Origin of the sequence: Shewanella sp. MEBiC00475 (genome assembly GCF_005234075.1) — a bacterium.
Lineage (GTDB): Bacteria > Pseudomonadota > Gammaproteobacteria > Enterobacterales > Shewanellaceae > Shewanella > Shewanella polaris.
Genome location: NZ_CP039928.1, coordinates 280,641 through 306,669, shown reverse-complemented (window position 1 = coordinate 306,669; position 26,029 = coordinate 280,641). Strand labels below are relative to the sequence as shown.

Annotated in this window: 21 protein-coding genes; 16 read left to right on the top strand and 5 right to left on the bottom strand. The window is 40.0% G+C overall.

Annotation, left to right across the window (positions count from 1 at the left end; all coding sequences use genetic code 11):
• Positions 1 to 78: 78 nt before the first annotated feature.
• The 5 genes from dnaX to FCN25_RS01315 all read left to right on the top strand — a co-directional run bounded on the left by dnaX (position 79) and on the right by FCN25_RS01315 (position 5,975).
• On the top strand, positions 79 to 2,916 hold the full coding sequence (gene dnaX / locus FCN25_RS01335) for a DNA polymerase III subunit gamma/tau (RefSeq protein ID WP_137221266.1): 2,838 nt from the start codon (positions 79 to 81) through the stop codon (positions 2,914 to 2,916).
• A gap of 143 nt (positions 2,917 to 3,059) precedes the next feature.
• Positions 3,060 to 3,392, top strand: coding sequence for a YbaB/EbfC family nucleoid-associated protein (locus FCN25_RS01330; RefSeq protein WP_011637860.1), 333 nt, complete (start codon positions 3,060 to 3,062; stop codon positions 3,390 to 3,392).
• A gap of 258 nt (positions 3,393 to 3,650) precedes the next feature.
• On the top strand, positions 3,651 to 4,148 hold the full coding sequence (locus FCN25_RS01325) for a hypothetical protein (RefSeq protein ID WP_137221264.1): 498 nt from the start codon (positions 3,651 to 3,653) through the stop codon (positions 4,146 to 4,148).
• A complete protein-coding gene (locus FCN25_RS01320) occupies positions 4,141 to 4,374 on the top strand; it encodes a helix-turn-helix transcriptional regulator (protein WP_137221262.1) in 234 nt (77 codons plus the stop codon). Before FCN25_RS01325 ends, FCN25_RS01320 begins: the two co-directional genes overlap by 8 nt.
• 221 nt (positions 4,375 to 4,595) lie before the next feature.
• Positions 4,596 to 5,975 (top strand): RNA-guided endonuclease TnpB family protein, encoded by a 1,380-nt coding sequence (locus FCN25_RS01315; protein WP_137221260.1) that lies wholly within the window; start codon positions 4,596 to 4,598, stop codon positions 5,973 to 5,975.
• Positions 5,976 to 6,124: 149 nt separating this feature from the next.
• Here the strand turns inward: FCN25_RS01315 and FCN25_RS01310 are convergent, their stop codons facing one another.
• Positions 6,125 to 6,976, bottom strand: a complete 852-nt coding sequence (locus FCN25_RS01310) for a GGDEF domain-containing protein (RefSeq protein ID WP_254693705.1) — start codon at positions 6,974 to 6,976, stop codon at positions 6,125 to 6,127.
• A 525-nt stretch (positions 6,977 to 7,501) separates the two neighbouring features.
• On the opposite strand from FCN25_RS01310, the gene recR reads away from it, so the two are divergent.
• From recR to nadE, 6 genes are all read left to right on the top strand, one after another.
• Complete coding sequence (gene recR / locus FCN25_RS01305; protein WP_137221258.1) at positions 7,502 to 8,101, top strand: recombination mediator RecR; 600 nt, start codon at positions 7,502 to 7,504, stop codon at positions 8,099 to 8,101.
• Positions 8,102 to 8,381: 280 nt separating this feature from the next.
• Positions 8,382 to 10,295, top strand: a complete 1,914-nt coding sequence (gene htpG / locus FCN25_RS01300) for a molecular chaperone HtpG (protein ID WP_137221256.1) — start codon at positions 8,382 to 8,384, stop codon at positions 10,293 to 10,295.
• Positions 10,296 to 10,361: 66 nt separating this feature from the next.
• The gene (locus tag FCN25_RS01295; RefSeq protein WP_137221254.1) at positions 10,362 to 11,225 is read left to right on the top strand and encodes a tetratricopeptide repeat protein; all 864 of its coding nucleotides are present in this window, start codon (positions 10,362 to 10,364) and stop codon (positions 11,223 to 11,225) included.
• Positions 11,226 to 11,361: 136 nt separating this feature from the next.
• Positions 11,362 to 12,006, top strand: coding sequence for an adenylate kinase (gene adk, locus FCN25_RS01290; protein ID WP_137221252.1), 645 nt, complete (start codon positions 11,362 to 11,364; stop codon positions 12,004 to 12,006).
• A 298-nt stretch (positions 12,007 to 12,304) separates the two neighbouring features.
• Positions 12,305 to 13,609: an inosine/guanosine kinase gene (locus tag FCN25_RS01285; protein WP_137221250.1), complete on the top strand. Its 1,305-nt coding sequence runs from the start codon at positions 12,305 to 12,307 to the stop codon at positions 13,607 to 13,609.
• Between the two features lie 115 nt (positions 13,610 to 13,724).
• On the top strand, positions 13,725 to 14,555 hold the full coding sequence (gene nadE, locus FCN25_RS01280) for an ammonia-dependent NAD(+) synthetase (RefSeq protein ID WP_137221248.1): 831 nt from the start codon (positions 13,725 to 13,727) through the stop codon (positions 14,553 to 14,555).
• A 4-nt stretch (positions 14,556 to 14,559) separates the two neighbouring features.
• Here the strand turns inward: nadE and FCN25_RS01275 are convergent, their stop codons facing one another.
• Complete coding sequence (locus FCN25_RS01275) at positions 14,560 to 15,126, bottom strand: hypothetical protein (protein WP_254693704.1); 567 nt, start codon at positions 15,124 to 15,126, stop codon at positions 14,560 to 14,562.
• Positions 15,127 to 15,228: 102 nt separating this feature from the next.
• Between FCN25_RS01275 and FCN25_RS01270 the strand changes: the two genes are divergently transcribed.
• Complete coding sequence (locus FCN25_RS01270) at positions 15,229 to 16,698, top strand: carboxylesterase (RefSeq protein WP_137221246.1); 1,470 nt, start codon at positions 15,229 to 15,231, stop codon at positions 16,696 to 16,698.
• A gap of 19 nt (positions 16,699 to 16,717) precedes the next feature.
• Here FCN25_RS01270 and FCN25_RS01265 read toward each other — a convergent pair whose 3' ends face one another.
• Positions 16,718 to 18,886, bottom strand: a complete 2,169-nt coding sequence (locus FCN25_RS01265) for a diguanylate cyclase (protein WP_254693703.1) — start codon at positions 18,884 to 18,886, stop codon at positions 16,718 to 16,720.
• 359 nt (positions 18,887 to 19,245) lie between these two features.
• Between FCN25_RS01265 and FCN25_RS01260 the strand changes: the two genes are divergently transcribed.
• The 4 genes from FCN25_RS01260 (at position 19,246) to FCN25_RS01245 (ending at position 23,911) form a co-directional block, all read left to right on the top strand.
• Positions 19,246 to 19,512: a DUF4212 domain-containing protein gene (locus FCN25_RS01260; RefSeq protein WP_011637017.1), complete on the top strand. Its 267-nt coding sequence runs from the start codon at positions 19,246 to 19,248 to the stop codon at positions 19,510 to 19,512.
• Positions 19,513 to 19,524: 12 nt separating this feature from the next.
• Positions 19,525 to 21,243: a sodium:solute symporter family protein gene (locus FCN25_RS01255; RefSeq protein ID WP_137221244.1), complete on the top strand. Its 1,719-nt coding sequence runs from the start codon at positions 19,525 to 19,527 to the stop codon at positions 21,241 to 21,243.
• A gap of 131 nt (positions 21,244 to 21,374) precedes the next feature.
• Positions 21,375 to 23,222, top strand: coding sequence for a DUF294 nucleotidyltransferase-like domain-containing protein (locus FCN25_RS01250; protein WP_137221242.1), 1,848 nt, complete (start codon positions 21,375 to 21,377; stop codon positions 23,220 to 23,222).
• Positions 23,222 to 23,911 carry an exonuclease domain-containing protein gene (locus FCN25_RS01245; protein WP_137221240.1) on the top strand — a complete coding sequence of 230 codons (690 nt, stop codon included), beginning with the start codon at positions 23,222 to 23,224 and terminating at the stop codon, positions 23,909 to 23,911. The genes FCN25_RS01250 and FCN25_RS01245 overlap by 1 nt, the downstream gene beginning before the upstream one ends.
• 54 nt (positions 23,912 to 23,965) lie before the next feature.
• Here the strand turns inward: FCN25_RS01245 and FCN25_RS01240 are convergent, their stop codons facing one another.
• Together FCN25_RS01240 and FCN25_RS01235 are read right to left on the bottom strand one after the other, a co-directional pair.
• The gene (locus FCN25_RS01240; RefSeq protein ID WP_137221238.1) at positions 23,966 to 25,048 is read right to left on the bottom strand and encodes a ketoacyl-ACP synthase III; all 1,083 of its coding nucleotides are present in this window, start codon (positions 25,046 to 25,048) and stop codon (positions 23,966 to 23,968) included.
• Between the two features lie 149 nt (positions 25,049 to 25,197).
• Positions 25,198 to 25,869, bottom strand: a complete 672-nt coding sequence (locus tag FCN25_RS01235) for a GntR family transcriptional regulator (protein ID WP_137221236.1) — start codon at positions 25,867 to 25,869, stop codon at positions 25,198 to 25,200.
• Positions 25,870 to 26,029 lie beyond the last annotated feature (160 nt).

The following is a 26,029-nucleotide window of genomic DNA, read 5'->3' as shown; positions in this document are numbered from 1 at the left end:
TAGCATGCCAGCCTTTGGCATGTTATTGTTAACCCCTTTAAAGGGATTGACTCCCGATAGCTCTCTGTGGGGAATTTCATGTCTTACCAAGTACTCGCCCGCAAATGGCGCCCAGCTAAATTTGAACAAATGGTTGGTCAGTCCCATGTATTAATGGCATTAACCAATGCATTGAGTCAACAACGTTTACATCATGCTTATTTGTTTACTGGAACCCGCGGTGTGGGTAAAACAAGTTTGGCGCGTTTATTTGCTAAAGGCCTCAATTGTGAAACGGGTATAACGGCTAATCCATGCGGTAAATGTTCTAGTTGCATTGAAATTGCCCAAGGTCGCTTTGTCGATTTAATTGAAGTTGACGCGGCGTCGCGTACCAAAGTCGACGATACTCGTGAACTTCTCGACAATGTACAGTACCGTCCATCCCGTGGTCGTTTTAAGGTGTACTTAATTGATGAAGTACATATGTTGTCGCGCAGCAGTTTTAACGCACTGCTAAAGACATTAGAAGAACCTCCAGAGCATGTTAAGTTTTTATTAGCGACTACCGATCCGCACAAACTGCCTGTTACTGTGTTATCTCGTTGCTTACAGTTCAATTTAAAAAGTTTGTCGCAAGATGAAATCAGCAAGCAACTTGAATATGTCATCACCCAAGAACAATTACCCTTTGAGCAGCAAGCACTGAGTTTATTAGCTAAAGCGGCTAATGGCAGTATGCGTGATGCGCTCAGTTTAACGGATCAAGCGATAGCATTTGGCAGTGGCCAAGTGATGCTTACACAAGTGCAAACCATGTTGGGCAGTATTGATGAACAACATGTTTTAGCGTTATTAAAAGCCTTGTGTGACGCCGAGGTTGGGCCATTGATGCAGACGGTGGCCAAAGTATTGGCATTTGGTGCAGATGCAGAAGAAGTACTGCGCAGCTTATTAGAGCTATTACATCAAATCACCTTAACGCAATTTGCGCCAGCTGCTGCACAACAATCGTTGTTTAGTGAACAAATTTTGGCATTTGCACAGCAATTAGGGCCGGAACAAGTCCAGCTTTATTACCAAATGTTACTTAACGGTCGTAAAGATTTACCCTTCGCTCCCGATCCTAAATCTGGCTTGGAAATGGCATTACTTCGCGCGGTGGCCTTTACGCCTGAAAAACAAGTGAAACGTTGGGTAACAACGATACCCGCAAATATTGATTTAAGCGTTATTGATCATTCATCACCACCAGGGCAAGAGGTCAATGAAACAGGCCCAAAGTCGGCTCTTCAATCTAAAGTAGACACTCTTTCATCCTCTGCGAGCGCGGCGCCGGTGAAAAATGTGTCAACGGTAGATCCTGAGAAACAAGATAGTGATATTGTCGACGATGAACCTGTTATTGCCTCACTGGTAGCCGAACAAGCTTTGGTCATGAGTCAAGCACAAAGCTTAGGCTTTAATAGTTCATCGCCACAAAACGATTTAGTGCAGGCGGAACCTGCTACTACAGTAGACGTTAATCATGTCATCGAGCAAGCCGAGCTCCAAGATACTAACGATGCGAAGGATGTTGATGTCAAGACTGAAGCTAATCTTGATGTAACGGCTTCGGTGAACCTCAGCACTGAACATGACAACCAGCCAACCTCTGATCAAGATAGTGAACAACAATCTATTTTGAGTACTGCAAACACCAATAACGCAGAAAAAAGTGACAATGTTGATGATTCGCTAAGTGCATATGCTTTTATGGATTATGACACCTTAGATGATGCATCAATGGAATATGAGCCACTAGATCATGACGAGTATATGGCTTTTTCGGCTTTAAATGAGGCAACTGAAGCTAACAATATTGGTAACGTTACTGATGCTGTACAAAAGCCACAACGGATAAGTGATGACATTGACAATATCAACGATGATAGTCGTGATATTGTGAATGAAAAAAACTCTGACATTATTGACCATGGGGCTAATCAAGAACTCACTCGTTCTGAGGATACAGAAGACGACTTTCTTGATGAAGTGTTAGCTAGCCGTGATTTACTCATAGCGGATGTAGGGGCATTGCATTTAAAAGAAGAACTTGCCAAAAAAGAGCCCGCAAAAGTCATTACACCTAGAAAGGTAAAACCGGTATCGACACCCGTTACAGCGGCTAATGAATCATCTGTTGGATCTGTAGAGGCAAAGCCAAGCTCTGTAACGGAAGAGCAGGCAATAGTCGATTATGATAGACCGCCTTGGGTTAAGCCTAAGGAGGATGAGCAAGTTAACACGTTTGCCGATATCAATGAGGATATCCAACCTGCCGTTGAAGCAACTATTCAACAACCGAGTACAAACAGTCATCCAATCGATAATCAGCATCAAAAGCCTGCTAGCACTCTCACTACAAGTTCGTTGGCGGCTAATCCGCTGAACATGAATGCTGAACCTGCAACAACTCAATCCCATGAGGTTACTGCATTTGAACCACACAGTATTCAAGGTGATGAGGTTGATTTGCATTGGTATAAAGTGATGACGAATGTGTCTGTTGGCGGTAGGGTTAGACAACTAGGTGTAAACTCAGTGTGCTCAGTATTGTCAAATCCCATGGTGTTGGTATTGAAACCCAATCAAAAACATTTGTCAGCCCAAACGGCGATCGAACAATTGCAACAGGCGTTATCTGAATATCTCGAGCAACCGACAGAAGTTCAAATTCAGATAGGGGTTGTGCCTGAACGCGAAACGCCGCTTGAGTTACGTAAACGTTTTCATCGTGAGCTTATTGCTCAAGCACAACAGGCTATTTTGATAGATGATAACGTTAAGTGGATGGTTCAGCGTTTATCCGCTCAATTAGACAGTGACAGTATTGAATATCCGGCAGAACAATTGGGGCAAATAGCACAAGAAATTGCCCTCATTAATGCTTCATAAATGAACAAATTCGGTAATTTAGCTTAAGATGAATATATCTTCATCCCAAAAATGTATTTGCAAGATTGCCAATCGATTTTATTTCAGTAATATTAGCGCCATTAAGGCGACTTGCTAACAACCTAAATTAGAGAGATATGACTATGTTTGGTGGAAAAGGCGGTATGGGCAATTTAATGAAACAAGCCCAGATGATGCAAGATAAAATGGCTAAAGTGCAGGAAGAAATAGCGCGCACCGAAATGACGGGTGAAGCGGGTGCTGGCTTGGTTAAAGTAACCATGACAGGTAATCACAATGTGCGTAAAGTTGAAATTGATCCAAGCTTGATGGAAGACGATAAAGAGATGTTAGAAGATCTCATCGCTGCAGCGTGCAATGACGCCGCTCGTCGCATTGAAGAAAATCAAAAAACTAAAATGGCCGAAGTTACGGGGGGTATGCAATTACCACCTGGAATGAAAATGCCGTTTTAATGGTTGTCTGATACAACAACTTAAAAAGGCTCAAGCATTATGCTTGAGCCTTTTTCGTTATAGCGTAGAAGAATTAACTAGTATTGATCTTTTACACAATAGGTATTCGATACAGTTATTCCATTATATTAATGTAAATTCTCCATCAACATAAAGTACTTAATTATTAACTCCGAGTTAAAAATATTTGACATCTCTTTTCCTGTCGATATGATTGTTAAGTTAAATATTTTTTACATAAAGTTGATTGGAGTTAACATGGTAGATAAGCATAAAGTACATCAATGGTTACAAGAAACCAGTTTTCGAGAGCTAATGTTATCGGTTGACTTTTTAATCACAGGTTATATTTTTTACCATTATATTAGTCAGTTAGCGAGTGCGTCGCCGGAGCAATTAGCCTCTATTGAATGGTTATCGTCCTTGTTATTGCAAATTATTATTTACTCCATTGTATTGATGGTAGTGAGTTATATATTACTTGCCCTGATCAGTGATGATGAACTGTCACAACCGATGGATGTCAGAGAGAAACAAATTAATTTGGTAGGCTATAAGTATGCCGCTATCATTTTGCAAGTTGGAGTGGTTTTTGCCATGGTTCAATATAATATTGATGCGCAAGGTTTTACCCTTATGCCGCAATATGTTCCCCACTTGCCGCTGCATATATTATTGGTGGCATTTTTACTGGCAGAACTAGCCTATTATGGTGTGCAGTTGTACAAGGGCCGAACCGGTGAGATTTATGAGTAACCTTGATGACAGTAAAATAGGCATTTCAAATTCTATCCGTACTTTACGTTTTTTACATAATGAAATGACCCAAAAACAGCTCGCCGAACAAATCGGTGTGACGCGCCAAACTGTGATGGCCATTGAGTCAAATAAATACTCACCAACACTTGAAGTCGCATTTAAAATTGCAGAGGTGTTTAATTTACCGCTTGATAACGTCTTTAGCTATCGTTCAGATAAGTAGCGAAACTTTGCATCATATAACTCATACCCCCCCTTTAATCTGTCATTCGGGTATTGTCAGTGAGTTAAGTTATTCGTTAGTCGACTGCATATCGAAACCGAATTTGAACAAGTGCTCGATGCAATCTCGCTTGCTTTAGCTGCGAGTCAAGTCGAGCGATGTTGGCTTTACTATTCATGTCATTATCATGATGCTGTATATAATTACAGTATAAGGCAAGTATGCTAACTGGCATCAAATTACGTGCTAACCCAACATCTAATCAAAAGCTGATATTAAGTCAGTGGATGGGTTGTGCTCGATTAATTTGGAATGCCAAGGTTGATGAAGAAAGGTATTTCCGCACTTTTGCAAGAAAGTATCATTCGATTGGCACGTATGCTCCTATTGATCAGAAAGCATCGCAGTTTAAATCGAAAGAGCTAACGCCTTGGTTATCAGCCTGTCCTAGTCAGATTATCCGCAATAGTGCCGTCAACTGGTATCAGACTTATCAGAAGTTCATGAAAGGCGCGTGCGGTCGCCCTAAGCGCAAACCCAAAACAGACCGAGGCAGTATTTATCTTACTTGTGAAGTCTTTCGATTTGACCGTTGTGAAGATGGCAATATTAGGCTGTTTATTGGCACGAAGACCAATAATATTGGCTATTTATCGTTTAAAGCGCACAGTAAATTCAAAATCCCAAATTCACTTTATGTGCGTAAAGAACGCGGCCAATATACGGTGTCTTTCTGTTATGAGAATGGAAAGAGCGAGGTTGAGCTATCGAGCAATGCAGAGCATTTGGCGTTCCTGCAATGCTCAACAAAAGAGTATTTGGAAGAACACACTATCGGTGTTGACCGAGGTGTTGCTATTCCTGTTCACGCAGGCTTAATGACGTTCGATTTTTCTGATAACCAGAAAAATCACATGACTAAAGCCGAACGCTACATTAAGCGATTACAGCGTCGATTAGCCAAGCAGACAAAAGGCTCTAATCACAGAAACAAGACCAAGCATCGTATTGCTACACATCACGCCAAAAAGGCCAATATCCGCAACGATTTCGCTCATAAAACAAGTCGCTCGTTAGTCGATAGCAACGCTAAGGTTATTGTGTTTGAGGCGCTACGCATCTCAAACATGACCAAAAAGCCCAAAGCCAAACAGAATGAAAGCGGTCAATTTATTTCTAACAAAGCCAAGCAAAAAGCAGGATTAAATAAAGCCATCCTGAATGTAGGCTGGCACGTTATCGAAACCTATACAAAATACAAGGCTAACCAGGCAGGCAAAGTCGTATGTAAAGTAAGCCCAGCTTATACCCGTCAGGAGTGCGCCAAGTGCGATTACACTCACCCCGACAACCGTAAATCACAAGAATCCTTTGTGTGCGGTAAATGTGGCAATACTGACAATGCAGATCACAATGCATCATTGGTGATTAAGAAAAGGGCAATTAATCTGATTTTAGACACTGGAACGGTGTTGTCTGATGAAGGTGTTTTACGCCTAAAATCAGATAGTGGACGTGGAGGGAACCGTAAGTCGAGCAGAGCCAAAAGCTCCACTCGCAGCACCCTGCGAAGCGTCAAAAAAGAAAAGTTAGCAGCTTAGGCTGTTATATTGGAAGCTCGCTGCTTTAGTTGCGAGTAGTTCACTGAAATGTCATTCTGAAACGCTTGGGTTATCGTTGACTATTACAATGAGAGTACTGTGACGGTTTACTAGATAAAGGCAGTTTATTAACGCAGCGTTTATAGCGCTTACGCCATACGGACTTGGTTTCGGCCATTTTGTTTTGCTTGATAGAGTGCTGTATCAGCATTTTTAATCAGGCATTGGTAGTCTTTACATTCAGACGTAAGTCCTGCTATACCAATACTTACTGTAACTCCAATTGAAATAATATCTATGCCAGTATCGCTAGGGATTGCCAATTTTGAGTTTTCCACAACCGTTCGGAGTCGTTCAGCAAGAGTATAAGATGTGAATACTTGGGTTAGAGGGAGGATGACAATAAACTCTTCACCACCATAACGAGCAATTATATCTGACTCTCTTAACGACATTTTAATATTTTGGGCTATATTTTTCAAAACTAAGTCACCAATCTGATGACCATAATTATCATTAATAATCTTGAAATGATCTATATCGATAAGGAAGATGGATAGTGGGTTAGAATAACTTTGTGCCTTTTGTGTTTCTTCTTTGAGGCGACGTTCTAAGTATCTCCGGTTAAATATATCTGTTAGTGGGTCGGTGATATTTTCCTGCTTGAGTGCGTTCATCTGCATGATGTCACGGGTGGTTTTGAGGGACAGGGTACAAACAACCAATACAAAAATAGCACCGCAAAAAAATATAACCGGCACCACTAGATCAAGTGGTTGAGAAAATGTCATCAAGTTAAATTGTGCATATACAATATAACCTACAATGAAGAACAATATCAGCAGAATAAGAAATCCCCAGCTATAGCGTAATCCGCCTGTTGGTAGTTGGCTAAATAGCTTCCAAACTGGTGCGATTGCCATTGCCAGTAATATCGCGCCGCAAATAACGAATCCACTGCCTAATAATGGTAAAGTATCGAGCATTTTGAGTCCTTGCATTGGTGACACTTTAATTTGGAAATGTCTCTTTTTGAGATGTTTTCAATATCGTTGTGAATCTCTTTCTCGGGTCAACCGAAAATGTTAAATACTTGTTTAATAGAATATCAGATGAGCCAGACAGAAAGGTGATGGCTTTCAAAACTTGAGCATTCTCTTATTTAGCTGGTTATGTTGCTTGCCATTAAAGTGAGTGCATATTGTTGTCATTCGGTTGGTTAGTTATTCTTTGCTGTGTGAAGATAACCTATTTACCCGCATCGGACGTTCACCTTTAAGCCCGCTATAACATGTTACTCGTCTTCGATGAGGGGTTTTTACCTAAGCATTAAACAAAAAATACTGCGTAATTTAAAAATTGTTGGCTTCATTTCTTACTACAAAAGCATTAATCTTTGCATTCGAGCCCTGCACAGACAATAATCGCACTGCTTTGGTGTTTCCGCATTTTGGCTTAGCTGATCACAAGACGGCTTCATCCGTGACATCACAATGAGTTTAGTTATTTAAGGTATTCGCAATTTTATGAAATTTAGTCCTTTGGTTGATGAATTAATTCAATCTTTACGTGCTTTGCCAGGTGTCGGCCCTAAGTCTGCACAGCGCATGGCATTTCAACTACTTGAGCGTGAGCGAAAAGCAGGTCTTAAGCTTGCCGATTCATTGCAAAAAGCCATGTCTGAAGTTGGTCATTGCCAAATTTGCCGGACATTTACCGAACAAGACCTATGCCCGATATGCAGTAGTCACCGTCGAATTAATTCAGGGATTATTTGTGTGGTGGAAACACCTGCCGATGTGCTTGCTATTGAAGCCGGTGGACATTTTAATGGTCGTTATTTTGTGTTGTTAGGGCATTTGTCACCGTTAGACGGTGTTGGTCCTGAAGAGTTGGGTTTAGCGTTACTTGAGCGCCACTTAACCTCTGATGAGGTGAGTGAGCTTATTTTGGCAACTAATCCGACCGTTGAGGGTGATGCTACTGCACATTTCATTGCTGATATGGCTAGAAGACACAATGTTGTGATCAGTCGTATTGCTCATGGTGTTCCGGTAGGTGGGGAGCTTGAATACGTCGATAGCACCACCTTAGCATTATCTTTCAATGGCCGTATTCCTTTGTAACAAAGCTATTATTGATTGAGAACAACTTTGTGCCAGCAGACCCTTAATAAGGTTTGTTGGCATTTTTTATCTCATTTTAGGTGAATTATGAGGAGTATATGTTGTAAAAATGTCCATATAGAGCGGATGTGGGCTTAACTGACGATTTATTATTCAACAAGGTAACCTTGGCCCTTGAAAAGGTTGTAATGTCCCCCCATCTCTTGGTTAACATAGATTTTTAAGGCGAGTAGATTTTTCGACTCGTGATCGTTTTAACGTAACACCAAGGGAAATACTCATGTCACAACAAGAAACTCATGGCTTTCAAACCGAAGTCAAACAACTTCTGCAATTGATGATCCACTCTCTGTATTCAAATAAAGAGATTTTCTTACGTGAGCTGGTTTCAAATGCAGCCGATGCAGCAGATAAATTACGATATTTAGCGTTAACTGATGATGCTTTATATGAAGGTAACGGCGATTTACGCGTTCGAGTCAGTGCCAATAAAGAAAAAGGCACTGTCACCATTTCTGATAATGGTATTGGTATGACGCGCGATAGTGTTATTGAACATTTAGGAACTATCGCTAAATCGGGCACTAAAGAATTTTTTAACAACCTTTCTGGTGAAGCATCAAAAGACTCTCAATTAATTGGTCAGTTTGGTGTGGGCTTTTATTCAGCTTTTATCGTAGCCAAAAAAGTTACTGTACGAACCCGTGCAGCAGGGCACCCTGCTAGCGAAGGTGTATTGTGGGAGTCTGAAGGCGAAGGTTCATTTAACGTAGAAAGTATTACTAAAAATGAACGCGGTACTGAAATTACTTTGCAACTACGCGATGACGAACTCGAGTTTGCAGATGATCACCGTTTACGCTCAATTATTACCAAGTACTCCGATCATATCTCTGTTCCGGTACAAATGTGGAATGAAGGTACTCCTGAGTCTGAAGGTCCTGATGGCGAAAAAATTGCTGCGACCGAAGGTGAATGGAAAGTGATGAACAAAGCCACTGCGCTTTGGACTCGTAATAAATCAGATATTACTGACGAAGAATATCAAGAATTTTATAAGCACATTTCTCATGATTTTAATGATGCTCTGAAATGGTCTCATAATCGGGTTGAAGGTAAGCAAGAATACACTAGCTTGTTGTATATTCCAGCCAAAGCACCTTGGGATATGTGGAACCGTGATCATAAACATGGCTTGAAACTATTTGTTCAACGTGTCTTTATTATGGATGATGCAGAACAGTTTTTACCGACATACTTGCGCTTCGTTCGAGGATTAATCGATTCGAATGATTTGCCACTAAACGTTTCTCGTGAAATTTTACAAGATAACCATGTCACAACGGCAATGCGTGTGGGTATTACTAAACGCGTATTAGGCATGCTTGAAAAATTAGCTAAAGATGAGCCTGAACAATATCAATCTTTCTGGGCTGAGTTTGGTCAAGTATTAAAAGAAGGCCCTGCAGAGGACTTTGCTAACAAAGAACGTATTGCTGGACTGCTGCGTTTTGCCTCTACTCATAACAACTCAGCAGCAACGACCGTATCTTTGGAAGATTACATTGGGCGCATGAAAGAAGGCCAAGACAATATTTACTATATTGTTGCCGACAGTTATGAAGCAGCAGCTAACAGCCCACATCTTGAGTTATTGCGTAAAAAAGGCATTGAAGTACTATTAATGTCTGAGCGTATCGATGAATGGTTAGTGAATCACTTAACTGAATTTAAAGGTAAGAAGTTACATTCAGTTACCCGTGGTGATTTAGAATTAGGAGAGCTAGAAGATGCGGCTGATAAAGAAGCTCACGACAAAGTAGCTGAAGAATCTAAAGATCTTGTTGAACGCGTTAAAGCTGCTTTAGCAGACAAAGTCTCAGATGTTTGTGTCACTTCGCGTTTAACTGACACACCTGCATGTGTGGTAGCCGGTGAAGGTGAAATGTCGACTCAGATGATTAAATTGATGGAAGCAGCTGGTCAGCCAGTACCAAAGTCCAAACCGATATTTGAGATTAATCCAACCCATCCTTTGGTTGAACATCTTAATAAAGAAACAGACGAGAAATTGTTTGCTGATTGGGCTAACTTGTTATTACAACAAGCGTTATTATCAGAAAAAGGCAGTTTGGCTGATCCATCAGCGTTTATTAAGCTAACCAATCAAATGTTATTGGCGAGCGTAAAATAAACTCGATTTAAACCATAAAAGCGGACTGTATGTCCGCTTTTGTTTTTGTCATGCTGCGGAGGCTTTATGGACTACCTCATTAATCTTACTAAAGACAATATTCAACAAGTTGTTGATACCTCAATGAAAAAAATGGTGGTATTGGCATTTTGGACTCAACAGCAACCAGAAAGCGTACAGATGTTGCAAACGTTGGAACAGTTAGCTTCGGCTCAAGCTGGGCGATTTATTCTCGCTAAAGTTAATTGCGAAACTGAATTAGAAATTGCTAATTATTTTCAAATCCAAGATTTACCGACCACATTAATTTTGGACCAAGGTCGTCCTATTGACGGTTTTGCCGGGCTTCAAAGCCAAGAGCAAGTTAGCGACTTATTGAATAAGCATTTGCCACCGATGTGGATACAAGAGTTTGATGATGTTAAGCAACAATTAGCCCAAGGCGAGTTATCGCCAGAAGACTTAACTAAAATTTCTGATCAGTTAAAAACAATTTTTATCGATGCACAGCAGTCCGCTGAAGTGGGATTGGTGATGGCAGATGTGGCATTACAGCAAGGTTTATTAGCGGATGCTAAAAGTTTATTAGCCAGTATTGGTTTAGCGGATCAAGATAGTTATTATCAGAATTTAAAGGCTAAATTGGCACTTGCCGAAGATGCCGCTGATACTCCAGAAATTCGTCAACTACAGCAAAATGTTGCCGAACAACCAGATAATCTTGATGCGGTGGTGTTATTAGCTAAAGCACTCAATGCGGCTCAACGTAACGAAGAAGCACTTGAGTTATTGTTCACTATTTTACAAAAAGACTTGAACGCCGCAGATGGCAAAGTTAAACAAGTCTTCATGGAGATTTTGACTGCAATAGGCCAGGGTAACGCGTTAGCGAATCAATATCGTCGTAAATTATATACTTTGCTGTATTAAACAAATTGAAGCCTTTTTGTTACAAGCCTTATTAGATTTAGGTCTAATGTCATAACAAAAGCGCTATTAAAAGAGTGGCAGATGTGCGAAAATCGCCGCCCTAAAAAGAACATAAACTTAAAAGAGGACTTTTGAGATGCGCATTATTTTATTGGGTGCACCTGGTGCCGGTAAAGGTACCCAAGCACAGTTCATTATGGAACAGTATGGTATCCCACAAATCTCAACCGGTGATATGTTGCGTGCCGCAGTTAAAGCAGGCACTCCATTAGGTTTAGAAGCTAAGAAAGTAATGGATGCAGGTCAATTAGTGTCTGATGACCTTATTATTGGTTTAGTGAAAGAACGTATTGCTCAAGACGATTGCGCTAAAGGTTTCTTACTTGACGGTTTTCCTCGCACAATTCCTCAAGCTGATGCAATGGCTGAAAATGGTATTGAGATTGATCATGTTATCGAAATCGATGTGCCAGACGAAGAAATTGTTAAGCGCATGAGTGGACGTCGTGTTCATCCTGGTTCTGGCCGTGTTTACCATTTAGAATTTAATCCACCTAGAGTGGAAGGTAAAGATGACGTTACTGGTGAAGATTTAGCTATTCGTCCAGATGACGAAGAAAGCACAGTGCGTAAGCGCTTAGGTATTTACCATGAGCAAACTAAGCCATTAGTCGATTACTATGGCAAAGTGGCTGCAGAAGGTCGAACTCAATATAACAAGTTTGACGGTACCCAATCTGTTGCTAAAGTCAGTGAACAATTGGCTAACGTTTTAAAATAGTCGTTGATGAGTTACACATTTAAAAAGCCTGCCTAGCAGGCTTTTTTCGTATCTAGCCAGTGAGCATTCACGTCACTACTCTGGTATCAACAAAACCACGGATAATCATAGAACTGTGATGTGAATTAAGATAAGTCCGTAATTATGCTGGCTAGTTGATAAAAGTAATATAGAAATAATACTGACCTATGATAAAATCTGCCGCCATTTTCGCAGATAATCATTTTTTCAACGTTGAAAGAGTGCCAGTGGTAATTATTTCCACACTTGCATGGATGCCAAGCTATGAGAGCCCAATATGAAGTTTCCTGGTCAACGTAAGTCTAAACACTATTTCCCTGTAAACCGTCGTGATCCTTTATTGGCTCAACTCACTCAACAACCACAACCTATTTCAACCTATATTTGTGGGATCGATCAGACGCTGGTGGATATTGAAGCAAAAGTTGAGGATGACCTACTTCAGCGCTACGGATTACCTAAGGGTAACTCGACTCTTATCAATGATGAACTTGCCCACAATCTATACAATGAACTAAAGTCCAATGACATGATCAGTGACGAGTTTGCTGGTGGCACTATTGGCAACACAGTACATAATTATTCTATTTTAGCCGACGATCGCTCAGTGCTTTTTGGGGTCATGAGTCAACACATTATGGTGGGTAGCTACGCATACTGCTATTTATGTCATACTTCATCTAAAGTTGACCTTAACTTTTTACAACCTGTTGATGGCCCTATCGGTCGCTGCTTTACACTGATTTCAGACTGTGGCGAACGCACATTTGCTATTAGTAAAGGCTCTATGGATAAGCTGACACCTGAGTATATTGATAAAGAGGTGGTGCAGGGCAGTTCGGCGTTAGTGTTAACCGCTTACCTGATGCGAGCAAGCGAAGGTGATGGTATTACCGATGCGGCAATGACGGCGATTAATTACGCTAAAGAAGCAGATGTGCCAGTGGTATTAACTTTAGGCACGCGTTTTTTGATTCAAGAAGATCCGCAATGGTGGCAAAACTTTATTAATGATCACGTCACTATTTTAGCGATGAATGAAGACGAAGGTGAAGCATTAACCGGTTTTAAAGATCCATTACTGGCCAGCGAAGCTGCGCTTGAATGGTGTGATATGGTATTAACTACGGCAGGACCTATTGGGCTTTATACCGCAGGCTATACTGATGATAATGAAAAACGCGAAACAAGTCATACTTTGTTACCTGGTACCATTCCTGAGTTTAATCGCTATGAGTTTTCGCGACCTAAATTACAAGCAGATTGCGACACTCCGATAAAAGTGTATGCTCATATTGCGCCATATATGGGCGGGCCGGAATTAATCCGTAATACTAATGGCGCTGGAGATGGAGCCTTGTCTGCGCTGTTGCATGATTTATCAGCTAATACTTTTCATAAAACCAATATACCCGGCTCGAGTAAGCACAAACGAGACGGTTTATGTTATTCGTCATTTTCACAGTTGTGCAAATACGCTAATCGCGTTGCATACGAGGTGTTAGCTCAACACAGCCCGCGTCTGTCTCGCGGTTTACCTGAGCGGGAAGACAGTTTAGAAGAGTCATATTGGGAACGATAATCTATCGTCGATAAAAAAAAACGATAATGAAGCATCATTATCGTTTTTTTTTGTGTAGATTTTTATAGAATAGGCATCGAAAGTCAGAATATTAATAAGCAATCAGGAGCGAAACGTGAAAGGACAAATCTTAAGAGAGATGCATGTACTCAAAGCCATTGAGCCTGAGTTTGAAATTCAGCGCCGTGTTGCTTTTATTAAAGCTAAATTATCTGAGGCTCACAGTAAAACCTTAGTATTGGGGATTAGTGGTGGTGTTGATTCATCTCTTGCCGGACGTTTATGCCAACTAGCAGTCAATAGCCTTAATCAAGAAAAAGCCAGTGATGAGTATCAGTTTATTGCGGTGCGCTTACCTTATCATGTTCAGCAAGATGAAGCTGAAGCTCAGCTAGCCTGTCAGTTTATTCAGCCTTCAAAACAGGTGACTGTAAATGTTCATGATGGTGTTATTGGTATTCATAATGCCACGCTAGCGGGCCTCAATGATGTAGGATTGGCATCAACGGATACTGCCAAGATTGATTTTCTCAAGGGTAATGTAAAAGCCAGAATGCGCATGATAGTCCAATATGATATTGCTGGTGCTATGGGTGGCCTTGTTGTGGGAACCGATCATAGTGCAGAAAGTATCACTGGGTTCTTTACTAAATGGGGTGATGGGGCTTGCGATTTAGCACCGTTATTTGGTTTGAATAAACGTCAAGTTCGCCAGTTAGCAGCGTATTTGGGCGCTCCCGATTTATTAGTAAAAAAAGCTCCAACAGCCGATTTAGAAGACAATAAGCCACAACTTGAAGACGAAGTCGCGTTAGGACTGACCTATGATCAAATTGATGACTTCTTAGAAGGTAAAGATGTCGCTAAGTTTGTTGAAGATAAACTGGTGAGTATCTATAAACGCACTCAGCATAAACGTGAACCTATTCCGACGATTTACGATTAACACATTACACTTTGCTTGAAGCGATGTGTTGCCGGGTTAGTTCTATTAACGTATTAGCATATTGTCGATAATCTAAATATGGCGTCAGTAGCACAGTGTGCTGGTGACGTATTTTTTGCTTTTCATCTAGTGATGTATACTGCTGAGGCTCCGTTATGCCCATTAGTTGCTGGACTTCTTTGCCACATAAAATATGCCAAGATTCAGGAGTAAATACAACCTCGTTGTGATGATAAACATTTGAATTAACAATACGTAATTGGCAATGCAAGCGTGATGGAATGTTGATGTGTTTATCGGTTTGTTGATCATGAAGCTCATTAAATAATTGGTCACGGATCTGTTTCCAACCAATCCCTTTGTTGTCATTCATATCGTGCTCTAAACAACAAACCTTTGCCATAATGGTGACAATTTTACGCCAGTGATTACCATTCAATGTGACCAGTTGGGTGATGGCATCGGGATGACTGGCTTGCCAATGTGTTGATAGTTCTGGAGGCGTAGGTAAATAAAAAATGATATCGGGATTCATTGGTCCCCATATATGGCTAAATAAATCAGATGACATGTTACTTCCAGTATCATTATGAATGGTGAATACCTAGCGGTTCGGCGGTAAATGTTACCCTATGTTCTTTGTTTATATTTGATCTCTATTTCTAAGGTTATTATGCGCGCAATTGTGATTGGGTCGACTAAACATTTTTTATTTGCCGCATTTTATGGTGCCTTGGGTATCGCTTTAGCGTTGATTATCACCGCCGTTTGGCTGCTTAATGCACGGCCTAATTTATCATTGTGGCACACAACACATCTTACCTCTGAATATCATCAACAGTCAGGCTTAACTGATTTTAATCAATATTTACAATTAGAAGATAAACTATTTGCTGAAGTAGAGCAGCAAATTTACCGTCAATATCAACCTGAAATAGCATCTCCTATTAATCGTTATGAACGTAATAGCCTGTCTGATCCAGGGTTATGGCAGCAAAATTGGAACCGTTCATTCGAATGGCCAAACCCACAAGCAGAGTTTGGCTTATTATTACTGCACGGTATGTCTGACTCACCTTATATGTTATCGCATATAGCTCAACATTATCAGCACCAGGCGCATGTATTAGGGTTACGTTTACCTGGACATGGAACTATTCCTTCAGGATTAACCGATATTAACTGGCCTGATCTTGCTGGGGCGGTATCACTTGCTGTAGCGCATCTCTCTGCACAACTACCTAATAAACCGATTTATGTGGTGGGATTTTCTACTGGAGCGGCATTAGCGTTAAATCATGAGCTAGAGAATATCAGCTTAGATAAACCTACGAGCTTTGATGGCATAATAATGTTATCGCCAGCCATTGGTCTAGCGCCTATTGCTGCAGGCGCTTACTGGCAAGCACAGTTAGGTAAGCTACTTGGACAAGATAAGTTGTATTGGAATAGCATTCAAACTGAATACGATCCTTTCAAATATCAATCTTTTGCAGTTAATGCTGGCGATGTTGTTTACCAATTAACACAACGTAATCAGACTCTATTAGCATCATTAACAGCACAACAATTTAATGCTATACCTACAATATTAACGTTTCAGTCTGTCGTCGATGATACTGTTTCATCGCTGGCTGTGGTCGATTTGTTATATCAAAGATTACCAGCAAAAAAAGATCATCAATTAGTGTTATTTGACGTGAATCGGACACGGAGTAACAACCAACTGCTGTTTCAGGATCCTTTGGCATCTTTTGCTCCCTTTTGGTTACCTGAACTGTTGCCGTACCGCTTAAGCTTAGTTGAGAATGATCCACAACATGATAATCAGGTGCAGGTGAGGGAGCTAACTGATAAGTCGAAATCGGATGATGTATTAGCATTAAATTTAACTTGGCCTAAAGATGTGTATTCTCTATCTCATGTGGCGTTAAATTTTCCGATTGAAGATACGCTTTATGGGCCATTGCTCGATGATAATTCCGAAAAAATCCAAATAGGTAGAGCTATTTATCAAGGCGAACGAGGTATATTTAGTATATCTGGGAATGACATGCTGCGTCAGAAATGGAATCCATTTTATCCTTATATGATGTCTCGAATTGATGAGTTTACTCTCGGACATCAATCTGAGACACCATGAGACAGTAAACCACTCAATATTAGTCGCTAATGATATTAATAATAGTTTGGTTACGTCCTTGTTGCTTTGCTTGGTAGAGGTTCTCATCCGCGACTTTAATCCACTTATCGAGTTCAGCTTCATAATCAGCTTTTGCCGTAATAGCACCAATACTGACAGTTACATTAAATGACTGTTTATCTTCGGGTGATGTGAATGTCAATTGTGACAGTGTTTCTCTAAAGCCATCGAGATGATGTTCAATATGTAAGGTGTTGGACAAAGGCAGAATAAGCAAAAATTCCTCACCGCCGTAACGGGCCACAATATCAATGTCACGTTTAAAATATTTCTGTAATAATTGCGACACGTTCCGTAAACACTCATCTCCAGCTAAATGACCATAATTGTCATTCACCTTTTTAAAGAAATCTAAATCAAGCAATACAACCGTTATGCTCTGTTTGCTGCGCAAACAAAAATCCACTAATTCACCAAATTTACGTTCAGCAAAACGACGATTATATAAGCCAGTTAACGGATCTCTATCAACCAGTTCAGTGAGCTTCTTATTGGCACTTTCTAATTCAGCCGTACGCTTTGCAACGATTTCTTCTAACTCGACTTGATGGGCGATGAGTTGTTGCTTACTGGTTGCTAATCGTTGGTATAGACTGAATACTTCTCTAGGTGAGCTATCGTCAATGGCCAAGTTCTTTGCGGATTCGGAGTATGACTGACTGAATTGATTGGCGACAGCTTCTAATGGCACCGTTAGCAACGCGCTGAGTTTTTTTGAAAAATAAAAGGTACACAACAATGCAATCAACAGCATGATAAAGCTATTGAACATTTGTTCTTCAGCGAGCTTTAGGAGCGGCGAATATTCTTTTAAAATATACACTGTCCAACCATTATCGAGTTTCCTGTGAGCATACATGTATTCAGGCACAATTGAGCTTGTATTGTGAATATTGATTAATTCAAGATTGGCTCGATACACACCTTTATTTATTGCAAAATCAAATTGTGAAAGTTGTTTTAAGTCGAGTTTTGTTGATGCGTAAATAATTTGATTTTGTTCATCAACCATTACTATCGATTCATCGTCGGTATATTCATTAACTTGATCAATATGTGAAAAATGAGTTAAATCAAGCGATCCTTCTACGATTCCTGCTACTTGTGTATGTTGCTCATCGAGATAAAATGGTGCACTCATAGCAATAATCGCGTCATTACCAAAACCTCGACCGAGGAAGACCGATGATACAAATAGGCGCTGGTTATAGAATGATTCAATAAAATAATCTCGATCTTTAATGTTGACACTTTGTTCAGACATTTTCTGCGTCATGAGTCTTGATACTGGACTAGCAGCCACAATATTGGCTGTCGGATTGGCGATCAACATGCTGATAAAACCGGGATAGTTTTGATGTAAACTCGATAAAATACCTTGCCATAGCTCTGGTTTACTGGCAACTAAATCTAATTGACTCGCTGTATTTTGAATCACTGTTTTATGGTTTTTGATATAATTTTGTGCCGAAGTAGATAGGTGGGCAACCGATTCCGTTATGTTCTGTTTTAACATGACTTGTTGACGTTCTAGAAAATAAAAATTAAAGATTAACGCCGAAAACAATAACGTTAAAGTTATCATTAAAGTGAAAAAATAGGTCAGTTGCGAGCTTAATTGTCTGCGATGGCGGTCTTTAACTTTGTCTTTTAAAAGCCATAGTTTTGGTATCGCTAAAATTAGTAGCGATGCAATACTCGTATATATCAGTCCGTTGATCCCTTGCTTTGAAATAATAAAGCCTAAGTGAGAGTGGGGGATATCCATTAACAGAATTACATATAAATACACCATTGGTGCACCAATAAATAACCAATAAGCCGCATCGGCATATAAGGCATAGATATCACGACGTCTGGCATAGCCTAAAAATAATGCTTCAAACCCAAAAAACAAGTACACATGTGGACTATCCCATATCAACATTAATCCTGTAGATGCCATCATGGCCGTTAAAAATGCGTACCAAGGTCCCAATAAAACGGCTGCAATGACAGTAACCGTGTTACCCAATACAAATTGTATATTGGCGAAAAATTGTATTGGATAACAATTGATGAGAAATCCGATTACTCCCAAAAGAATCGAGAATAATAGGTGTTGTTGATTAATCCGTAGCAACGTCAAAAAATATCCTTATTATTTGTATTCTAAAAAGATTTATTTCTATCTAAATACTTATCTCAGGAAATAGAACAGATTTCAACGTAAACGAAGGTTTTTTTGTTCGCTAATATCCCTTTTTATCTTTTGTGATGCAGATCTCAATCTTTTAATGGTGAAATATTGTTCGACCTTGGTCTAATTCAATTGAAAAAACAACAAGTTATTTTTAATTTGTTATTTTTAACCTACTGTTTTTTATCGTGTTTTTCATTTTGCGTTAACATTTGTTAATTAAGTACGACTAAGGTCTTGATTGTGGTGCCCCCCTGAGTTGCTAAATTAACTATGACTTTAGAAAAAATAACTTATGGGGAGTCACAATGAGTTTTGAAAATAACGATAAGGCAGCGGGTTACTGGCGTGAGAATTTACGTTTAGTACTTAGCTTGCTTGCAATTTGGGCTGCAGTGTCATTTGGCTGCGGTATTTTATTAGTTGATGTGTTAAATGAAATTACCTTTATGGGATTCAAACTGGGTTTCTGGTTTGCGCAGCAGGGTGCAATGTATGTATTCGTGGCGCTGATTTTTGTTTATGTAGCGAAAGCTAATACATTAGACAAAAAATACAATGTTCAGGAAGACTAAGGAGCACTAAAAATGGATGTTCAAACATTAACATATATAATTGTCGGCGCGACTTTTGCGCTGTACATCGGGATCGCTATTTGGTCTCGTGCAGGTTCAACTAAAGAGTTTTACGTTGCAGGTGGTGGCGTTCACCCTGTTTTGAACGGTATGGCAACTGCAGCCGACTGGATGTCAGCAGCTTCGTTTATATCATTAGCCGGTATTGTATCTTTTACCGGTTATGATGGCTCAGTTTATCTAATGGGTTGGACGGGCGGTTACGTACTATTAGCTTTATGTATGGCACCTTATTTACGCAAATTTGGCAAATTTACGGTACCAGATTTTATTGGTGATCGTTACTATTCACAGACAGCACGAACTGTAGCTGTTATTTGTGCCATCTTTATTTGTTTTACTTACATTGCAGGGCAAATGCGTGGTGTTGGCGTGGTGTTTTCTCGCTTCTTAGAAGTTGACGTTGAAACAGGCGTGTATATTGGTATGGCAGTGGTGTTCTTTTATGCTGTATTAGGTGGCATGAAAGGGATTACTTACACACAGGTAGCACAATACTGCGTACTTATTTTTGCATTTATGGTTCCTGCTATCTTCATCTCTGTAATGATGACGGGTCATATATTACCGCAAATTGGTTTTGGCGCTGAGATGATTGATGCCGCAGGTAATGGTACGGGAGTGTTCTTACTCGATAAACTCGATGGGTTATCGGCAGAGCTTGGGTTCTCTCAATATACCGAAGGCTCCAAATCGATGATCGATGTGTTCTTTATTACCGGTGCTTTAATGTTTGGTACAGCGGGCTTACCTCATGTAATTGTACGTTTCTTTACTGTTCCTAGAGTAAAAGATGCACGTATTTCAGCGGGCTGGGCATTAGTGTTTATTGCTATTATGTATACCACTATTCCTGCATTGTCTGCATTCTCTCGCGTTAATATGATTGAAACCATCAATGGACCAGAATCGACTGGCGTGCCTTATGAAACTGCGCCAACTTGGATTAAAAACTGGGAAAAAACAGGGTTAATTAAGTGGGAAGATAAGAACAACGATGGCAAGATTTTTTACACCAATGGTGATAAAAATGAGATGAACATTGACCGAGATATTATGGTTCTTGCTACGCCTGAAATTGCTAACCTTCCAGCATGGGTTATTGCATTAGTGGCTGCGGGTGGTTTAGCCGCTGCACTGTCTACATCAGCTGGTCTACTATTGGTTATTTCAACGTCTGTGTCGCATGATTTACTCAAGAAAAATCTTATGCCGGATATTTCGGATAAGAAAGAGTTAATGTATGCACGAATAGCCGCAGGTTTTGGGGTTGTTATGGCGGGTTACTTTGGTATTAATCCTCCTGGATTTGTAGCGGCGGTGGTGGCCATTGCATTTGGTCTTGCTGCAGCCTCGTTATTCCCTGCTATTATTATGGGCATTTTCTCTAGAACCATGAATAAAGAAGGTGCTATTTCGGGCATGGTGATCGGGTTATTATTTACTGCTAGTTATATTATGTACTTCAAGTTTATTAATCCAGCAGCCAACTCAGCTGAAAATTGGTTCTTCGGTATTTCACCTGAAGGTATTGGTATGGTGGGAATGATGGTTAACTTTGGTGTCGCTTTTGCTGTCAGTAAAGTCACTACTAAAATTCCTGACGAAATAGTCGCGATGGTTGAGTCGATTCGTTTCCCTAAAGGGTCAGGCGAAGCACACGATCATTAAACTGCTGTAATCAACACTGTTTAAAAAGAGCGCTTAGGCGCTCTTTTTGTTGGGCTTTAGTCCTATAGCAGATAAGCGAAACGCTTTGCTATAGTGATATTGTTCGCTTATGCACAATAGGGAAATGATTAATGGATGCCAGCGAGTTACAACCAGTAGAGCAGTTTTTAGCGGCTCATTCACCGTTTGATTCATTACCCGTTGATGTGATCCAACGGTGCGCAAAATTGATTACAGTTGGTTATTACAGTAAAGCCTCTGCATTTGTTGAGTTTGATAAAGACAATCCTAAATTATACATTGTACGTAGTGGCGCATTTGAAGTGCGCGATCCCGAAGGGGTGCTGGTTGATAGAGTCGCTGAAGGCGAATGTTTTGGATTTTCCACCTTATTATCTGGTGAGAAAGTGGTTAATAAAGTAGCCATTCTTGAAGACAGTTTAGTTTATCATTTACCACAATCCGTGTTTGCCAAATTGCGTTCCGAGCATCGAAGCTTTGATCAGTTTTTTGCCCGTGCTTTTGCTAAACGCTTGCGCAATGAAGCTAAATTTACTGCTAAAGACTTGACTGCAACTAGTCGTATTACTTCAATTATGTCATCTCAGCCCATTATGATTGATGCGCATGCCAGTGTGATGGATGCAGCTAAAATGATGCGTGAGCACAGAGTGTCATCGGTGTTAGTTACCGATAACCGAAAATTAACCGGTATATTGACTGACCGGGACTTACGTAATCGTGTCATTGCTGAAGGATTAGATGTTAATACACTGGTGAGTCAAGCTATGACAATCAATCCAGTGACAACCCACGCTAATGCGTTAGTGTTCGAAACAATGTTAGCGATGAGCGAGCATAATATTCACCACTTACCAGTAGTTGATGGTAGTCATGCGTTAGGGATGATCACTAGCACTGATATATTACGCTCTCAAAGCTCTCAGCCACTTTTGCTTATTGGCGAAATAGGGCGACAAGGTAACATAGAAAAACTTATTCAAGTGAGTAAACAGATCCCATTACTATTACAAAACCTAATTAGTGCCGATGCCAGAGCAGAAGAGATTGGTCGGGTATTAACCTCAGTAACCGATGCATTAACTCGTCGTCTTATTGAGCTGAACCAACAGATTTTAGGACAGGCTCCGATGGCGTTTTGTTGGTTGGCTTTTGGTTCCCAAGGTCGCCAAGATCAAGTGGCCTGTTCGGATCAAGACAATGGTTTATTACTTGCTCACGAGCCTGATGAATTCGCTGCTGCTTATTTTGAAACCTTAACCAAAGCAGTCTGTAAGGGATTAGATGAATGTGGTTATATTTATTGTCCCGGCGACATTATGGCGCAAAATCCTAAATGGCGATTATCACTGGTGAAATGGAAAGGTCTGTTTTCAAAATGGGTTAATACCCCAGAACCAAAAGCCTTAATGCATGCCAGTATTTTTTTCGATATGCGATCAGTATTTGGGCCACAGAATTTATTTAGTGAACTTCAAGATGATGTTTTAGCCTCAACAAAAAATAACGATATTTTTCTGGCTGGCATGGCGGGTAATTCGCTTGCAGAATCTCCACCACTGGGATTTTTTAGAAAGTTTGTGCTTGAGCGTGATGGAACAGAAGTTAAAGGCATGGATTTAAAGCATAAGGGCAGTGCGTTAATTAATGACATTGCTAGAGTGTATGCGTTAAGTGCAGGGATAAAAGAGGTGAATACTGCCAAACGAATTAGAGTATTGATGGACTCGAATATTATGAATCGTAAAGATGCCCTTAACTTGGCGGATGCCCATGAGTTTATTGCGCATATGCGTTTAGCTAATCAAGGTTACCAAGCGACCAATAATTTACCTGTTAATAATTTTTTAAAACCACAACATCTTTCTTCATTAATGCGTCATCAACTGCGTGATGCTTTTAAAGTGGTCCATGATGCACAAGCTGGTATAAAACTTAAGTTTATGAGGAGTTTTTAGTGTCTAATTTGTGGTGGATAAAAGTCGTGTTGTGGCGTAACAAAATTACCACTTTACCTTCGTCACTCAATTCTTACTTAGAAGCAATCACTCCAGCATTAACAAAACCATTTTTCGATGCGCCACTCATGGCAATCGATTTAGAAATGACAGGATTGGATCCCATCAATGATCAAGTCATTAGTATTGGCATGGTACCGATTATCAAGGGCGTTATTCCACTAGAGAAAGCACAACATATGATGATTGCAATTAACGGTAGTGTCGGTCATAGCGCGACGGTTCACGGTATTGTTGATAATCAATTGAATATGGCATTAACGTTAGACGAGGCCATTGACTGGTTTTTATCACAAACTAAAGGCTATATTTTGGTGGCTCATCATGCACCGTTAGATATACAGTTTATTCAACAGCAGTTAATACGCTGCTTTGGTCAATCTATTCCGTTAGTGTTTATTGATACGCTAGCAATAGAAAAGAAACGTTGTTTAATGCAACAACCTGTATTAAAGGAAGGTTCGCTACGATTAGGGGCGAGTCGAGAACGATATCATTTACCTGTTTATTCGGCGCACAATGCGCTTGTCGATGCACTATCATGTGCTGAATTATTGTTGGCTCAAGTGGCAGCGATGGGCGATATTAAAAAATTATATGTTAAAGACTTAATCAAGGTGTCTGCTTAGCAAATAAAAAAGCCAATCATCGAGACTGGCTTTTTATTAGATACTGAATAAAGCTTATTTTGGGTTATTAGCTTTATTGAAAAAATAGTCAACTGCAGGTTTAATCAATTCAAGTGCGGTTTTATCACAAGGTGGTAAATTTGCATCACTTACTGAGATAGGGGTTATTCTTTCTCCCCATTTAAATAGTACAGCTGCAGAGGTTAATCCTGCACCAAATGCACATGATAAAATCGTTTTTCCAGGGACAATTTTACCCTGTGATAATGCATCACAAATCGCAATCGGGATAGTTGCAGCAGATGTATTGCCATAGTCAGCGATATTAACGAAAGCTTTTTCTTTCGGAATTTTCATCCGGCTTATTAATGTATCAATAATCCGTTCATTTGCTTGGTGCGGTATAACAAAATCGACATCATCGATACTCATTCCGCATTTTTCTAATACTGTATTGCTTAAACTACCCATGCCATGAATAGCACGTTTAAACACATCTTGACCATTAATGTGGATATAAAAATCTAATGAGTCTGTATCCAATCTATCCATCTTGGAACCAAAGTCAGACTTTAAAATGTCACGACCTTCTGGATCATTATTTATCTCATAACCTAATACGCCACCAGGTTGATTGCTAGCTTCAAGGACCACGGCACCCGCTCCGTCACCAAATAAAACAGCTGTTTCGCGGCGGGACCAGTCTAAGTAAAACGATAAACGTTCAGCACCAATAATGAGAATTTTTTTACTTTGACCACTTTTAATCATCGAACTGGCTAAACCAACGCCATACAAAAATCCACTGCAAGCGGCGTTAATGTCAAATGCACCACATGTTGCACCAATATCGGCTTGTACTTTTGATGCAATATTGGGGATTAAAGTATCAGGACTAGCGGTTGCTAAAATAATTAAATCCAGTTCACAGCCATCAATCCCTGCAGCAGCAAGTGCATGCTTAGCGGCTACCGATGCCATTTCAGAAGTATTAACATGACTAATATTACGCTTACTGATGCCAGTACGTGTCTTAATCCATTCATCGGTTGTTTCCATGAATGTGGCTAAATCTTCATTGGTTAATGTTGCGGGTGGAACAGACTTACCCCAACCGGTAATATGTGCATACTGCATAAGAATTCTCTCAATACGTTTCAATAGTTAATAAAATTTAATTTCAACATCAATAGTTTGGCTTTCAAATTAAACTGAGAAGCTCTTGATGGCAAGTTTTTGAAAATATGGACTTAAATAGTCGTTACTAAGATTTGCTATTGTTTTTATTACTTAACTTTTTGTTCTACCAGTTTTTTTATCGAAGCTGAGGCATGCAATATATGCTCACGCAACAATTGCGTTGCTTTTTCGATATCTCGATTTTTACACAATTCGAGCAACACTCTATGCTCTCTTTCTGCGACAGGGATCCCGCCAGTAAAAAGGAGCTGTAGACGAATATATCTATCGCAATTAGTGTTTAAACCGTTAACAACATCCATTGTATGGGGGCGATTAGCCGCTGCATATAAACGAGTATGGAAGCGAGTATTCAGTTCACTCCAACTGGCAACGGATTCTTTCAGTTTAAACGCTAATTCAAGTTGAACCAAAATTGCTTCTGCTTCAATAAGAGCATCATCAGTTAAATTTGGAATAGCTTTAGCCAATAAATCTGATTCAATCATTGCGCGTAATTCAAATAACTCGGTAACTTGTTCAACAGACAACAAGGTTGCAGTTGCACCTTTATGTGGCTCGAAATTGATCAGGCCTTCAGCTTCTAATTGTACTAAAGCCTCACGGACAGGAATGCGACTTACATTCAATTGTTCTGCAATTGCAGATTGTCTTAGCGGTTCTCCTCCTTGTATGTCACCAGAAAGAATCCGTTCTCTTAGCGCCTCAACGACAAGTTGAGTGCGAGTTTTATGAATAATAGGAGGTATATTGTTCATGTATTATATTGTCATTACTAATTTATTCGAGCAAGGGTAACGCTTAGCAGCAGCTTTATAAAGTGAAACCTATGCAATTGAGCTGATTAACGTCAGAAAAAGTGGCCATTTAAACAAATATACAAAAATATACAGATTGACTGGCACCAAAATCATCTCA